This is a genomic window from uncultured Ferrimonas sp. (assembly GCF_947489035.1).
GTDB lineage: Bacteria > Pseudomonadota > Gammaproteobacteria > Enterobacterales > Shewanellaceae > Ferrimonas.
This window is the reverse complement of sequence record NZ_CANLCI010000019.1, coordinates 1-14432: the sequence shown is the minus strand read 5'-3', so window position 1 is coordinate 14432 and position 14432 is coordinate 1. Positions and strand designations below refer to the sequence as shown.

General features: G+C 54.9%; 11 protein-coding genes. 5 read left to right on the top strand and 6 right to left on the bottom strand.

Features of this window, described 5'->3' with window-relative positions; genetic code table 11:
* Positions 1-463 precede the first annotated feature (463 nt).
* Both Q0796_RS12215 and Q0796_RS12210 read right to left on the bottom strand, forming a co-directional pair.
* A complete protein-coding gene (locus Q0796_RS12215) occupies positions 464-907 on the bottom strand; it encodes a SufE family protein (RefSeq protein ID WP_298443567.1) in 444 nt (147 codons plus the stop codon).
* Positions 894-2099, bottom strand: a complete 1206-nt coding sequence (locus Q0796_RS12210; RefSeq protein ID WP_298443564.1) for a cysteine desulfurase — start codon at positions 2097-2099, stop codon at positions 894-896. The genes Q0796_RS12215 and Q0796_RS12210 overlap by 14 nt, the downstream gene beginning before the upstream one ends.
* 156 nt (positions 2100-2255) lie before the next feature.
* Between Q0796_RS12210 and Q0796_RS12205 the strand changes: the two genes are divergently transcribed.
* The gene (locus Q0796_RS12205; RefSeq protein ID WP_298443562.1) at positions 2256-4859 is read left to right on the top strand and encodes an acylase; all 2604 of its coding nucleotides are present in this window, start codon (positions 2256-2258) and stop codon (positions 4857-4859) included.
* 142 nt (positions 4860-5001) lie between these two features.
* Here Q0796_RS12205 and yjjX read toward each other — a convergent pair whose 3' ends face one another.
* Positions 5002-5535, bottom strand: coding sequence for an inosine/xanthosine triphosphatase (gene yjjX, locus Q0796_RS12200; protein ID WP_298443560.1), 534 nt, complete (start codon positions 5533-5535; stop codon positions 5002-5004).
* An 88-nt stretch (positions 5536-5623) separates the two neighbouring features.
* Between yjjX and Q0796_RS12195 the strand changes: the two genes are divergently transcribed.
* The 3 genes from Q0796_RS12195 (at position 5624) to Q0796_RS12185 (ending at position 9554) form a co-directional block, all read left to right on the top strand.
* Positions 5624-6412 (top strand): sulfite exporter TauE/SafE family protein, encoded by a 789-nt coding sequence (locus Q0796_RS12195; protein WP_298443558.1) that lies wholly within the window; start codon positions 5624-5626, stop codon positions 6410-6412.
* Positions 6413-6848: 436 nt separating this feature from the next.
* Positions 6849-8117, top strand: coding sequence for an aromatic amino acid transport family protein (locus Q0796_RS12190; protein WP_298443556.1), 1269 nt, complete (start codon positions 6849-6851; stop codon positions 8115-8117).
* A gap of 72 nt (positions 8118-8189) precedes the next feature.
* Positions 8190-9554, top strand: a complete 1365-nt coding sequence (locus tag Q0796_RS12185; protein WP_298443554.1) for an L-serine ammonia-lyase — start codon at positions 8190-8192, stop codon at positions 9552-9554.
* 126 nt (positions 9555-9680) lie between these two features.
* Here Q0796_RS12185 and Q0796_RS12180 read toward each other — a convergent pair whose 3' ends face one another.
* Positions 9681-10235, bottom strand: a complete 555-nt coding sequence (locus tag Q0796_RS12180) for a hypothetical protein (protein WP_298443550.1) — start codon at positions 10233-10235, stop codon at positions 9681-9683.
* Between the two features lie 47 nt (positions 10236-10282).
* On the bottom strand, positions 10283-12601 hold the full coding sequence (locus Q0796_RS12175) for an EAL domain-containing protein (RefSeq protein ID WP_298443547.1): 2319 nt from the start codon (positions 12599-12601) through the stop codon (positions 10283-10285).
* A gap of 452 nt (positions 12602-13053) precedes the next feature.
* On the opposite strand from Q0796_RS12175, the gene Q0796_RS12170 reads away from it, so the two are divergent.
* Complete coding sequence (locus tag Q0796_RS12170; protein ID WP_298443545.1) at positions 13054-13332, top strand: helix-turn-helix domain-containing protein; 279 nt, start codon at positions 13054-13056, stop codon at positions 13330-13332.
* Between the two features lie 69 nt (positions 13333-13401).
* Here Q0796_RS12170 and udp read toward each other — a convergent pair whose 3' ends face one another.
* Positions 13402-14163, bottom strand: a complete 762-nt coding sequence (udp, locus tag Q0796_RS12165) for a uridine phosphorylase (protein ID WP_298443542.1) — start codon at positions 14161-14163, stop codon at positions 13402-13404.
* Positions 14164-14432 lie beyond the last annotated feature (269 nt).

Below are 14432 nucleotides of genomic sequence, written 5' to 3'. Positions count from 1 at the left end.
CATCCTGCCTTCGGCTTTACTTCATCACTGCTTCACTCGGCGTCACCAAGTCGGCAAAAAAACCTCACTGTCAGACGATTACTTCACCGTGAGAGCTGCGCCGCAGCGGCTTTATTGCCGCATCACAGCGTTGAGCGGTGTACTGCAGAATGAGGTTGAGCAACAGGATGTTGCGAATGCATCGCTAAGCCATGGATGGCACATCGATGCAGTGCCGAATTATGCAGTGCAAGGAGCGAAAATTAAGCTGAGCTAAGGCGATTGGGATCCCAAAGGGGATTTATCCCCTTTGGGTGCCGTCGCCACCGCGACATAACCCCATGAAAGCAATATCAGTGCATCCGGTAAATGCCAGCCGAGAGTGTGTGATACAGCCTAAATCTAACCCCAACCAAAAGCACAACGGCCACTATCACAGTGGCCGTTGTGCTATCTGGCCAAGGCCAGTTAGGTCGATATTGTGTTAGTCGGCGTGCGCCAGCAGCTGCTGCACCACCGCATTGAGGCCATTGCTGCGGCTTGGGCTTAAATGATCGGCTAAGCCCAGCGCGGCAAACCAGCCAGCCAAGTCCAGCTGCGCTAACTGCGCGCCGGTTTTGCCGTTGCAGGCGGCCAGCACCAGCACCAATAAGCCCCGAACAATGCGGGCGTCGGAATCGGCCAGCCAGTAGTGCTTGCCGTCGATCTGTTGATGATACAGCCAAGTGGCGCTTTCACAGCCAGCAACTTCGGCACTGGCCTGCTGTAACGCGCCAGGCAACTTATCCATGCGCTGGCCGAGTTTCATCAAGATGCGGTAGCGCCCCTGCCAATGGCCTTGGGCGCTGAGCTCCTGATCCAAACTCTGCTGGGTTAATTCGCTGCCCAGTGGGCTTTGCAGAAACGATTCGGGGCTAGGCGTCGTCATCAATAAATTCCAAATAGTCGCTGATGGCCGCGATCACGGCGTCGATCTCGGCGTGGGTGTTGTAGGCGGCAACGGATAAACGGCAGGTGCCTTTTACCCCGAGGTGTTGCATCAATGGTTGGCAGCAATGATGGCCACAGCGCACCGCGATCCCCGCTTGATCCAGCCATACGCCAATGTCTTGGTGGTGTTCACCATCCACATTAAAGGCCAGCGAACCAACGTTATCGGCAAAGGCACTGTATAAGGTGATGCCATCGAGTTGGCGCAGCTGTTGTTGGGCATACTGCAGCAGTTGCTGTTCGTGCGCGGCTACGCTGTGGCGATCTTGGCGCATCAGCCACTGCGCCGCAGCGCCTAAGCCGATCGCCTCGGCAATGGCGGGGGTGCCCGCTTCAAATTTAAACGGCAGTTGGTTAAAGCTGCTGTGTTCAAAGCTGACGCTGGCGATCATCTCGCCGCCAAACTGATAGGGCGGCATCGCCTCCAGCAGTTCGGTTTTGCCCCACAAGGCGCCAATGCCCGTTGGCCCATACATCTTATGGCCAGAGAAGGCGAAGAAGTCGCACCCCAACGCTTGTACGTCAATGTGGCTGTGCGCCACCATTTGCGCGCCATCAATGATCACCGTAGCGCCAACGGCTTTGGCGGCGGCAATAAATGGCTCCAGTTCAACCCGACAACCCAGCGCGTTACTGATGCCAGTGAGCACCACCACCTTGGGGTGCTGGCGCAGCAGCGCGCGAAAGGCGTCGAAATCCAATCGTCCTGCGGCGGTCATTGGAATGGCGTGCAGTGTTGCCCCGTGGCGGTGGCAGGCTTGCTGCCACGGCACAATGCTGGCGTGGTGAGCCCATTGATCCACTAAAACGTGATCGCCTGGGTGCAGCTGCATCGTCGCTAAGCTGGAGGCCAGCAGGTTCATCGCTTCGGTGGTGCCGCGGGTAAAAATCACCTCGTGCTGCGCCGGAGCATTAATGAACTGAGCCAAGGTGGCGCGGGCGCCTTCAAAGGCCCGGGTTGCGCGAGCCGAGAGCCGATGAGCACCGCGATGCACATTGGCGTTGTCGCGCAGATAAAACTGGCTCATCGCCTCGATCACATCGTGGGGCTTTTGGGTGGTGGCGGCGTTGTCTAGGTAGATCAGCCCCGCCTGCTGCAAAGCGGGAAATTGTAAGCGCAGGGATTCCACGAATGTCCTTTAGCGATGAAACGGCATAAAGGCCAATTATACCCGTAGTTGGTGGCGACTGTGCAGCTTAACGCTTGAATACGGTAGCGATTTCATTGGGAAGCTGATTTACTGAGCAAAGCAGTCCCCTCGGTTGTCCATACAAGGAAGATAATCATGACAATAAAACCGTTTTGGCTTACCACGCTAACGGCATCGCTGCTGTTGGCCGGTTGTGGCGACAACGACTACCAAGTACCAACCCCCGCGCCAGTGGAGCCGCCCCCTGTGGTGACCCCGCCACCGATTGAACGCCCCAGCGTGACGACTAAGGCCGATGGCCCGCTTGAAGCGCGCATTCGCCGCACCACCTATGGGGTGCCGCACATCGAAGCCGACAGCATGGAAGAGATCGCCTTTGGCTCGGGTTATGCCCAAGCGCAAGATCACCTGTGTATCTTGGCCGACAACATCATCAAGGCCAACAGCGAGCGCTCGAAGTACTTTGGCCCCCACCGCAGCATCGACTTTACCACCGGTGAGGTACTGGCCGAGGACAACCAAAACCTGATCAGCGACTTTGGCTACAAGGCTCTTGGAGTCCGTGCCAGTGCCGAAGCGTTGTACGGTACCTTGCCAGAGCGCAGCCAAGCGATGCTGTCGGGCTTTAGCGCCGGCTATAACCTCTATTTAAGTGAGCTGCCAACCAACACCGCGCCCAATCTGCCCTGTGCTGGGCAGGCCTGGGTTCAACCGATTGAGCCGGTTGATATGCTGACCTACCTGTTCTCGATTGCGCAGCTGCCGGGCTCGGCCAACTTCTTAGATCTGATCTTCTTCGCCAACCCCGGTGACGGCGATGAATACCTGCCGCAACCGGCACCGCTGGCCAATGTGCCCGAGCAAGCCAGCACCATGCTGGCGCAGATCCACCGCAAGGCGCGTCATCGTGCCGCCCAGATCAGCACCCCAGAGTTGAATCCGACCGAGCTGGGCTCGAACGGCTGGGGCATTGGCAGCGAGTTAAGCGCCAACGGCAAGGGCATTGTGCTGGGCAACCCGCACTTCCCGCATACCGGCCAGCTGCGCTTTTGGCAATCGCACCTGACCATTCCCGGCGAATTGGATGTGATGGGCGGCTCTTTAGTGGGCACCCCGGGGATCATCAACATCGGCTTTAACCAAAACCTGGCGTGGACGCATACCTTCTCGACTGCCGAGCACTTCATCGCCTATAACTTGGCGCTGAAAGAGGGCGATCGCCTCACCTACCTGTTGGATGGCGAAGAGCGACCGATTGAATCGGAGTTGGTGACCATTGAGGTGAACGTGGGCGGCGGCGTAACCATTCCGCTGCAAAAAACCATTTATCGCACCGGCAAAGGGGTGATGGTGGAAGCGCCACCGCAACTGGCGCCGTTTGGCTGGGATGATAACCAAGCGTTCTATGTGCAAGACGCCAATGAAGAAAACGTCGATGTGTTGGAGCACTGGCTGGCGATGAACCTCGCCACCGATCTGGGCCAGTTCCAACAGGCATTTAAAGACTTCGATGGGGTGATCTTCAACAACACCATGTACGCCGACGATCAGGGCAACGCCTTCTACATTGATGATTCCACCGTGCCGGACATCAGTGACGACGCGCAGTTGGCGTTGCGAGTGGTGCCAGAGCTGATCGCCGCCAAGCAAGCCGCCGGCTTTACCATCTTCCCCGGCGACGATGGCCGCTTTACCTTTGATGGGGCCGTACCCTACGAGCGTGCGCCCAAGCTGCTGCGTCAGGATTTCGTTCAGAACTCCAATAACTCCTACTGGGTAACCAACCCCGCCGCGCCGATTGAAGATGTGTCGCCGCTGTACGGTAAGCGTCGAAATGAGCAAAGCCTGCGTACGCGGATGGCGCTGCAGCTGCTGGCGGACTCCGCTGGGGATGATGGCTTGTTTGAACCGGCGGAAGTGGAAGCGGCGCTGTTCTCTAACCGCGCTTACTTAGCGGAGTTGGTGTTGCCGCAGTTGCTGGCGCAATGTGATGCCCAAGGTGCCACGCCGGTTGATATTGGCAACGGCACCCTGGTTGATCTCACCGCCGCCTGTGCGGCCTTAGGGCAGTGGAATGGGGCGCAAAACCTCGACAGCATTGGCGGTGCCTTGTTGCGTGAGTTTGGCCATCGCTTTGACAGCGGCACCCACCTAACCACGCCGTTTGTGTCGACCATGCCAGCCACCACCCCGAAGGATCTGGTCACCGACGGCAGCGCCTTGGTGATCTTGGCGCAAGCGGCGCAAAGCCTGACCGATGCCGGTTTTGCCTTAAACGCCAGCTTGGGCGAGATGCAGTTTATTGAAAAGTCACTGCCTAATGGCATGGCCTCTGGGGTTAAGATCCCAGTGCCGGGCAGCAACAACCGCGAGGGCGGCTTCAATGTGTTCTCTTACTCGGTTGATAGCCGCGACGACACCTTGTTGCCACAGCATGCCTACCCCGCCGCGCTGGATCCGATCAGCGGCAATCGATTGCGCTCCAGCTTAAGCACTGAGGGTTACCACATTCGCTACGGTAGCAGCTGGATGATGGTGGTGGGCTTTGATGACGATGGGCCGCAGGCGCGTGGGTTGCTGACCTACAGCCAGTCCAACAACTTCCAATCGCCACACTGGAATGATCAAACCGCTTACTACGGTGCCAACAACAGCTTGCGACCGCTGCTGTTTAAAGAAGACGACATTGCTGCGGCGACCTTGTCGGACATTACCATTAGCGTGCCATCGCCCGAATAGCCAAGCGCGCAGGGCTTAGCGTCAAAGACTCAGTGTAAAAGACTTGGTGCTGCAGAGCGCGATCCGCAACACCATGCAATAAAACGGCAGCCTTAGGGCTGCCGTTTTTATTGCTGCGGGGTCAGCGGCTGTGCCGATCCTTTCAATACAGCTCTGGGTGCAGGAAGGGCGCCAGCAGCAGGGTCATGGTGTCGCGGTAGGTGCTGGCTCTGTCGATGATGCCATTGGTGAGCAACCCAATGGCGCCGCCTTTATGCTTAATGTTGTGATCGTTAAACAGCGCATCCATCAGTGGCCCTAACTCCCCGCCGGCTTCCAGTGCAGCCGCAATGCTGGCTGGTAATGGCAACGTGCCACTGCGGCCCACTTGGGTGCGCTGACCGTCGCTGATGGCGACATAGGCAAAGGTGTAGGGCTGGCCATCAATGCGGGCATAGCCACCTTCAAAGGCCGCATAGAACTGCGCTTGGGGGCGCAATTGCTGCAACGCGGCTAAGCGATTGATTGCCCCGAGCCGAGTTTGCGGTTCATCCATGGGCTGTTCGGCCACGCCCGAGGGCACCGATACGCCTTCCACTTGCCAAGGTTGATCGGCAAAGGCGCGTTGCAGTGCCTGGTGCGCGGCGCGGATCTTAACGGGGTTGCTGGATCCAACCAGCAGCAGTGGCGCGGTCATAGGTGTGCTTCCTTCGCAATATTTACCTGTTATTTTGCCAGATGGGCTGCGAGAATGTGGTTGATTTTAAAGCAATTGGTGCGGTGTGATGTTGGATTTGCTGATTTATCTTGTTTTGGGCGCGCTGGCGGGCACGTTGTCGGGACTGTTTGGCATTGGTGGCGGCTTGGTGATTGTGCCGGTGCTGATCACCACCTTTAGTGTGATGGGGCTAAGCCAAGAGATATACATCCACATGGCCATCGCCACCTCGTTGGCAACGATTGTGATCACTGCGGCGACGGCCATCGCCAATCACAATAAACGGGGCAACGTGGATTGGGATGTAGTGAAGCGGTTTACGCCTGGGGTGATCCTGGGGGCGTACTTAGGCGGGGTGATTGCCGATCGTGTGCCGGCAGACAGTTTGGCCACGCTACTTGGGATCTTTATGTTGCTGATTGCGGCACAAATGCTGCTGGGGCTAAAACCGGATGCGGGCCGTCAGTTGCCGGGCAGCGGTGGTTTATTTGCCGCTGGCGGCGTGATCGGTACTTTGTCGGCGATGGTGGGGATCGGCGGCGCCAGTTTGAGCGTGCCGTTTTTTCGCTACTGTTCGTTAGCGATGAACCGAGCGGTTGGCACCTCCGCCACGTTAACGCTGCCGATTGCGGTGGCTGGGGTCACCAGCTTCGTGGTGAACGGCTGGGGCAGCAGTGCGTTGCCAGAGTGGACATTGGGTTACGTCTACCTGCCGGCTTTTGCTGGCATTGCGATCGCCAGTTCGCAATTTGTGCGGGTGGGGGCGGCGTTGGGGGCCAAGCTATCGCAGCTGTGGCTGCAACGCAGTTTCGCGCTGTTCTTAGTGTTTATGGGCGTGAAGCTGCTGCTGAGTTAACGCCGCTGTAAATAACTTGTAAAGCCGCCGTTATGGCGGCTTTTTTTGTTGCTACCAAATAATCACAACTCTGTCACCTGTGAATTTTGCCCCAAATCTGTGCATCTTTGTGCCGAACCAAGCCAATGTTGCCAAATTGGTAAAAAACAGAGGCGAAATGTTACTGCTAAATTGAGGGCGATCAAGACCTATTTGGGTGGAATAAACGTGATTTGTATCACTAGAGGGGTAGTTGGCGCTGCATAAGCGACCACGATGGGGCACCACATTTAAAATTGGTTAATTGGTCTTACCAAGTGGTAATTTCTGCAATTCATTATTACGGAGTGTGACGAGCTTCACGCGAGATCTTTTCAAAAGTGATTCGGATCACTTTTTAATTCCTCAAAAACCCTATTCTGTGCCCCGCTAACTCGAACACTCAAAGGTGATAATCATGCAGAACAACACTGCGACCGCAACTGACAAAAAGTCAGTTGGCTTTACCAAACAAGACCTAACTTGGTCTCTGTCCATGTTCGGCACCGCTGTAGGTGCTGGTGTACTGTTCCTGCCTATCCGTGCAGGTCTGGAAGGCTTCTGGCCGCTGATCGTTATCGCGATGCTGGTTGGTCCTATGACTTACCTGTCACACCGTGCATTGGCTCGCTTTGTTCTGTCTTCAAGCGACCCTAAAGCCGACATCGCAGATGTAGTTGTTGAACACTTCGGCAAAAGCGCCGGCGTGATTATCTCTTTCCTGTACTTCTTTGCGATTTACCCAATCGTTCTGATTTACGGTAACGCCATCACCAACACCATTGATTCGTTCATGGTTAACCAGCTGGAAATGGCTTCTATGCCACGTTGGATCCTGTCTGGTCTGTTGGTTGCGGCGATGATGTCAGTAATGATCATGGGCCAGAAGCTGATGCTGAAAGCCACTGAACTGCTGGTATACCCACTGGTTGCTATCCTGTTGGGCATGTCTATCTACTTGATCCCAGAATGGTCAATGGCAGCGATGTCTTTCGACAAGATGCCTGAATTCGGCGACTTGATGATGGTGGTTTACCTGACCATCCCAATGCTGATTTTCTCTTTCAACCACAGCCCTGCCGTATCTTCTATGGCGCAGGCTCAGCGTGATTCTTACGGTGATGATGCGGTTGCTAAGTCTGACATGATCCTGAAGCGCGCTTCTGGCATGTTGCTGGGCTTCGTAATGTTCTTCGTATTCTCTGTAGTACTGTCTCTGTCTCCAGCCCAGCTGGCTGAAGCGAAAGCACAGAACCTGCCAGTACTGAGCTACTTGGCGAACGAATTTGATTCTCCAGTAATCTCCCTGATGGGCCCACTGGTTGCATTCCTGGCTATCTTCTCCTCTTTCTTCGGTCACTACTTGGGTGCCAAAGAAGGTCTGGCTGGCATGATCCGTAAGGGTGCACCACAGATTGTTGAGTCCATGGGCGCGAAGTCTTTCGACAAAGCGCTGGTTGCTTTCTTCTTCTTCACCGTATGGGGCGTGGCCATCATCAACCCATCCGTACTGGGCATGATTGAGTCTCTGGGTGCACCGTTCATCGCTGCCATCCTGTTCCTGATGCCAATGATTGCCATCAAGAAAGTACCAAGCATGAAGAAGTACGACGGCAAGCTGTCCAACATCTTCGTTGCAGTAATGGGTGTGATTGCTATCTCTGCAATCGTGAAAGGCCTGTTCTAAACCACTCTTTATCCAGAAAAGCCGGACTGTAAAGACCGGCTTTTTTTCTTCCTACTTCCCGAGGTTATGCTGATGTATAGCGTATTTGATATCTTCAAAATTGGTGTTGGCCCTTCGAGCTCTCACACTGTTGGACCAATGAAGGCTGCTAAGCAATTCATCGATGATATGCGTGCCATGGATAAGCTGCGCAATGTGACTCGCATTAGCGTCGACATCTATGGCTCACTGTCGTTGACCGGTAAAGGCCACCATACTGATATCGCTATCATCATGGGCCTGGGTGGCAACAGCCCAGAAAACGTCGATATCGACGCGATCCCGGGTTTCATTGATCGAGTTGAGCAGACCCAACGTCTGCCCGTGGGCATGCACTGCCACACGGTTGATTTCCCTAGTGACGCGGTGACTTTCCACGAAGAAACCTTACCGCTGCACGAAAATGGCATGGCGATCCACGCTTACCAAGGCGAGGAAACCCTGTACTCCAAGACTTACTACTCGATTGGCGGCGGTTTCGTTGTTGATGAAGAGAACTTCGGTAAGCCAGATTCAAACTTAAAACCACTGCCTTACGCCTTTACTGATGCCGATTCGATGCTGGAACTGTGTCGTGAAACGGGCATGAGCGTTAGCGCGCTGGTACTGGAAAACGAAAAGGCATACCACAGCGAGTCCGACATCTACGAAGGTTTCGGTCAGGTGTGGAATGTCATGCGCGAGTGTATCGACCGCGGTTGTGCCACTGAAGGCCTGTTGGCTGGCCCGCTGCGCGTACCTCGTCGTGCTGCCGCTCTGCATCGCCAATTGGTTGCAAACGAGTCCCTGTCGAACGATCCAATGGCGATCATCGATTGGGTTAACATGTTTGCCTTAGCGGCATCAGAAGAAAACGCGGCCGGTGGCCGTGTGGTAACTGCCCCAACCAACGGCGCAGCAGGCATCATTCCTGCGGTACTGGCTTACTACGATAAGTTCATCGAGAAAGTGGGCGTTAAGCAGTACACCAAGTTCTACTTGGCTGCGGGTGCGGTGGGTACGTTGTACAAAATGAACGCTTCTATCTCTGGCGCCGAAGTGGGTTGTCAGGGTGAAGTAGGCGTAGCGTGTTCCATGGCGGCTGCTGGTTTGGCAGAGCTGATGGGGGCGTCACCATCTCAGGTGTGTATTGCTGCTGAAATCGGCATGGAACACCACTTAGGCTTAACCTGTGATCCAGTTGCAGGCCAGGTGCAAGTACCGTGTATTGAGCGTAACGCCATCGCGGCGGTGAAAGCCGTTAACGCCACTCGCATGGCCATGCGTCGTAACAGTGAGCCTTGTGTCTCACTGGATAAAGTTATCGCGACCATGTACGAAACCGGCAAAGACATGCACCCTAAGTACCGCGAAACCTCCCAAGGTGGTTTGGCGATTAAGGTACTGAACGTCTGCTAAGTCCAACCCTGGACAACCTGTTTCTCCCCCGTGGCAGTTGCGGCGGGGTGGAATTTGCGTCAAATGTCAGTAAGTAAAAACCAGCCTTCGGGCTGGTTTTTTTCTGTCTGCAATTCAGCGTGTGGGTTAGTCGCGGGTCACAATCAGCATGCTGTGGCTGTCGCCATCCAGGTGCTCTAAGCGCATGTAGTAGGGCAGCCTTGCTTTGAGTAAGGCGATGGCTTGTTGCTGCGCTTGCGGGTGCGGAAATTCTTGTTCGGTAATGCAACGGCGTTGGCGACACTGCCAATTGCCCGCTTCCAGCGCCGACATCCAATCTTGGCTCCACTGGCCCCACAGTTTGCTGTGCTCAAACCGCAGCCTCCGCGATTGGTATTGCTGTTCGATGCTCGGTGTTTGTCCCCAGGAGTTCACCGCGGTAAACCCCAGCAGTTGCTCGCCGTTGTGATCCACCTGCCAAACGGTCTCTTGCCAGACAATAAAGGACTGCCGCTGTTGCTGCCAGGCGGCCTGAAGCGGTTGGGGAATGGCGGTGCTTGCAGCGGGATGGTGCGACGGCACCGAAGGCAGCTGGCTGGCATTCAGATACGGCGCTAATTGCGGCTGCAACGGTAACGGCAGCCACACACTGGCGAGGATCAATATGATGGGGGCAGCAACCAAACTGAGGTGACGTTTCACAACAACAACTGTTCATTAATTCGTTGCTGCATGTTAACGCGGGGTTGCTAGTTTGTGATCGCCTTTCCGGCTAGGAAGTGGCTCACTTGTGCCGCTGGCATTGGGTGGCCTAGATGATAGCCCTGACCGTACTGGCAGCCCAGTGCACGCAGCTGTTCAATCTGCTGCGGTTTGTCGATCCCTTCGGCGTTAACGTTGATCCCCAGTTCTTGGCATAACGTAAAGATGGCGCGCACTACGGCCGAAGAGCGGTTGTTGCCATCCATGTGGCCGATGAAGCTGGAATCGATCTTAACCACATCCAGCGGCAGCTGATGCAGATAACTGAGCGAGGCGTAGCCAGTGCCAAAGTCATCCATCATCGAACGCACCCCAATATGGCGCAGCTGCCTTAAGATTTGTGCGGCGTTTTCAGGGTGGTGCTGCAAGCTGCGCTCGGTGATCTCCAGCAGCAGCTGATTGGCATTCAGACCGCTGTGGTTTAAGGCGTGCATAATCACATCCAGACTGTCACTGCGGCTGAACCATTCGGCACTTAAGTTGACGCTGATGCCAACCCGTTCTAGCCGTGGATACTTGGCTTGCCACTGCACAAATTGGTTGCAGGCGTGGTTCAGCACCCAGCGATCCAGTTCTAGGATCTGGCGGGTCTCCTCCATCAGCGGCAAGAACTCCCCAGGCAGCAGGATCCCACGCTCTGGATGACGCCAACGTACCAACGCCTCAAAGCCACACAACTGTTCGCTGGCGAGGATCCACACCGGTTGGTAGTACACCTCAAACTGCTCAAATTCCAAGGCTCGCTGCAGTTCATTTTCCAGCTTCATACGGTGCTGAGCTTCGGCCCGCATGCTGGCGTCAAACACCACCGGCAGCTTGCTGTGAGTTTGTTTGGCGCGGTACATCGCCACATCGGCGTCGCGCAGCAGCTCTGCGGGTTCATGATACTCTTGCGAGCCAAAGGTGATGCCAATACTGGCGCCACTGTAGACCTCTTCATCGCCAATGTAGAACGGCCGCGCCAAGGTGGCATTGATGCGATTGGCGGTTTGAATGGCGTCGTTATCGCAGCTTAAATGCTCCAGTAAGATGGCGAACTCATCGCCGCCTAAGCGGGCAACGGTGTCGAAGCCACGCAAACAGCTATTAAGCCGTTGGGCAACCTGACGCAATAAGCTGTCGCCGGTAAGGTGGCCAAGCGAATCGTTAATCACCTTAAAGCGATTGAGGTCAAGGAACATCAGCGCGTAGGTAAAGTCGTTGTCTCGCTGTTTAACCGACAACACCTGATTGAGCCGCTGCATGATCATGGCGCGATTAGGCAGCCCGGTAAGATCGTCATGTAGGGTGTCGTGTCGCAGCTGGGTTTCAATCCGCCGCCGCTCGTTAATTTCATGTTCGAGCTCGGCGGTACGCTGCTTTACCGCGCGTTCCAGCATTTGTTGATTGCTGGCCAGCTGCTGCTGGGTGCGCCGGGTGCCAATCACGTTGGCGATCTGGTGGGCCAAATAGCCAATCAGCTGCAGCTCGGGCTTGCCGTAGGCGTGTTCCACCTGATAATCCTGCAACACCAAGGCGCCCAGCACCTCGCCCGCGTAATTCAGCGGTGCGCCCAACCAACAGGCGGCCTTACCGCCAAGCTGCTGGGCATCACCACGGCTAAACAGCTGTTCGATTTCATCTTGAGTTAACAAGATTGGGCGGCTGTGGCTCATGGCGTATTCGGTTAAGCCTTTGCCACTTTTGCGAACCCCAAGCTCTTCAAGGTGAGCGTTGGTTGCAAACACAAACTCGATCGAATCCACCTCACGGCGCAAAGCAATGGTGAAATGCTCTGCGGGCATCAGCTTGCCCAGCAGCTGGTGGAAACGCTGATACAGTTCGGCTAACGACAGTTCACTTTGGCACAGCTCGGTGATCTGGCACATCACTTCCAGTGATTGCTGCGATTGTCGCTCTGCTTGGGCGGCCACGTTAGCGGCAATTTGCTGTTGCTGCAGTTGCAAGCGTGCCAGCGCGCGGCTGATGGTGGCGGCCAGTTGATCAAGGAAGTTACGCTGGGCGTGGGTAAACCGTACGCCGCGATAGGTCTGCAAAATGATGCAATAACAGGGCTTACCCTTCTGCGGTAACACAATGCCCAACCAACTGTGGGGCAGGCTACCAATCAGATTGATTTGCCCGCGGCTGATCAAGCTCGACAGTTCCATCTGCTGCAACACGACCGAGCGCCCATGGCGCTGCAGGTAGTGCGTAATGCCATTTTCCAAATGGGTTGGAATGGCATTATCCACACTATCGCGGACCCACATCAGCTGTGGCCAAGAGCCACTTAAATCACACAGCATCATGTTTTCAGATGGCATGATCTGTCCCAGCAGCTGTTGCAAAGCTAAGCAAAAGCCATTGAGAGAATCGGCTTCGTTTCCAATTTCGACGATCTGCTGTTGAAGCGCAGCAAGCGACGTAAACTGGGGTGCCGTTGATGATGGATCGGTAACTGACAAAATAGCGATAGGCATGGATTAAAATCGACTGAGAATTGTGCCACGGTGCGTATTATTGCACCACTGTTTGTCGGCAAAGTTGCTGTTGTCAGCATAAAAAACACACCGATTCACCCATATTCACAGCAAAGTTATCATTTTTAGTAACAACCGATTCAACCTAATTGCTTGTACTTGAAATAGATTTAACTATTTATGCCGATGCATATGGGGGTTGCTGCGAGCTGAATTGGCTGTGATCGGTTGTGATGCTTTTGTTCCGTTGCAACTCCAAGTAAGGTGAAGCGAAATCACCTAGAGAGACGAAATGGATGTTGAATCCCACCTTTAGCCGCCGCGTATTGTTGATGTTGGCCATTGAAGAGTTAGAGCGACCATCGGTACCGTCGCTGATGAAGCGCTTAGATTGGCCACGCCGCACGGTGCAGGATGTGATTAAAGCCTTAGCCGGCATGGGCGTAGAGGTGAGCTTCATTGAGGATGGGGTGCGCCATAACGATGGCTACTATCAATTGGCAAGTTGGGGCAGCATCAATCGTGACTGGGCCAAGGCCCATCAGTCGGCACTGCAGCAATCGCTATTAAGCTAAGTCGGAACGAACAACCGCGCACAAAAAAGGGCCCGCAATGGGCCCTTTGGGTCGATGGCGCTCAGCGGCTTAGGCTTGCAACATGCGACGAGCAGCATCAACCACAACGGCGATGGCGTCTTTTTCGGTTTGCGCCATGGTGGCTTCCGAAGGGATCTCTTGCTGGGTACGGTTAACAATAACCCCAGCAACACAACCGGCGCGCAAGCCCAGTGCAGAACACATGGTCAGCAAGGTGGCGGATTCCATTTCGTAGTTCAGCACACCCAGTGCTTGCCACTCTTCCATCGAACCTTGGAAACGCTTGATCACACGCTTAGAGATAGTGTCGTAGCGTTCCTGACCTGGGTAGAAGGTATCAGAACTGGCGGTCACACCAATATTAGGCTCTTGGCCTACGGCGCGGGCAGCAGACACCAGCGCATTGGTGCAATCGAAGTTGGCTACAGCCGGGTACTCTGCTGGCGCAAAGTGGAAGCTGGCGCCATCAAGGCGAACCGAACCGGTGGTAACAATCAACGAACCCACTTCGATGTGAGACTGAATTGCACCGGTGGTACCAATACGCAAGAAGGTATCGATCCCCAGCTGTGCTAATTCTTCAACCGCAATAGAAGTAGAAGGGCCACCAATACCAGTAGAACATACTACAACGGCCTGACCGTCGATCTTACCCAAGTAGCTAGTGAACTCGCGAGTCGCGGCCAGTGGGGCTGGCTCGTCCATTAAGCTGGCGATCCGCTTAACCCGCTCTGGATCTCCAGGAACGATAGCAACGGTGGCACCTTGTAGCATGGCTTTGGTTAAGCCTAAGTGGAATACATCACTCATGATGACAATACCTATTCTCTATAATCCTATCGCTAGTGTAGACATAGGTATTCGTTGCGGTACATAGAAGAAGTCAGTTAAGACCTTAAACCACGATTCAGTTCAAACTGGGGACAAAAAATGAACTAAATTGAGGCTTTCTGTGGGTAAGTCTGTGGAAAATAAGGTATTGGCTGTGTCTTTAAGCAGACGGTCAATAAAACCCAAATTAGCGCTTGTCAGAACGAAACCGCTCCCTATAATGCGCATCTGTCGACGGGGCACAGCGG

What these genes read in the sequence shown, in the direction of transcription:
- Q0796_RS12215 (WP_298443567.1), bottom strand. Translation starts at nt 907, where the DNA reads ATGACGACGCCTAGCCCCGAATCGTTTCTGCAAAGCCCACTGGGCAGC.
- Q0796_RS12205 (WP_298443562.1), top strand. Translation starts at nt 2,256, where the DNA reads ATGACAATAAAACCGTTTTGGCTTACCACGCTAACGGCATCGCTGCTG.
- yjjX (WP_298443560.1), bottom strand. Translation starts at nt 5,535, where the DNA reads ATGACCGCGCCACTGCTGCTGGTTGGATCCAGCAACCCCGTTAAGATC.
- Q0796_RS12195 (WP_298443558.1), top strand. Translation starts at nt 5,624, where the DNA reads ATGTTGGATTTGCTGATTTATCTTGTTTTGGGCGCGCTGGCGGGCACG.
- Q0796_RS12190 (WP_298443556.1), top strand. Translation starts at nt 6,849, where the DNA reads ATGCAGAACAACACTGCGACCGCAACTGACAAAAAGTCAGTTGGCTTT.
- Q0796_RS12185 (WP_298443554.1), top strand. Translation starts at nt 8,190, where the DNA reads ATGTATAGCGTATTTGATATCTTCAAAATTGGTGTTGGCCCTTCGAGC.
- Q0796_RS12175 (WP_298443547.1), bottom strand. Translation starts at nt 12,601, where the DNA reads ATGCCATCTGAAAACATGATGCTGTGTGATTTAAGTGGCTCTTGGCCA.
- Q0796_RS12170 (WP_298443545.1), top strand. Translation starts at nt 13,054, where the DNA reads ATGTTGAATCCCACCTTTAGCCGCCGCGTATTGTTGATGTTGGCCATT.
- udp (WP_298443542.1), bottom strand. Translation starts at nt 14,163, where the DNA reads ATGAGTGATGTATTCCACTTAGGCTTAACCAAAGCCATGCTACAAGGT.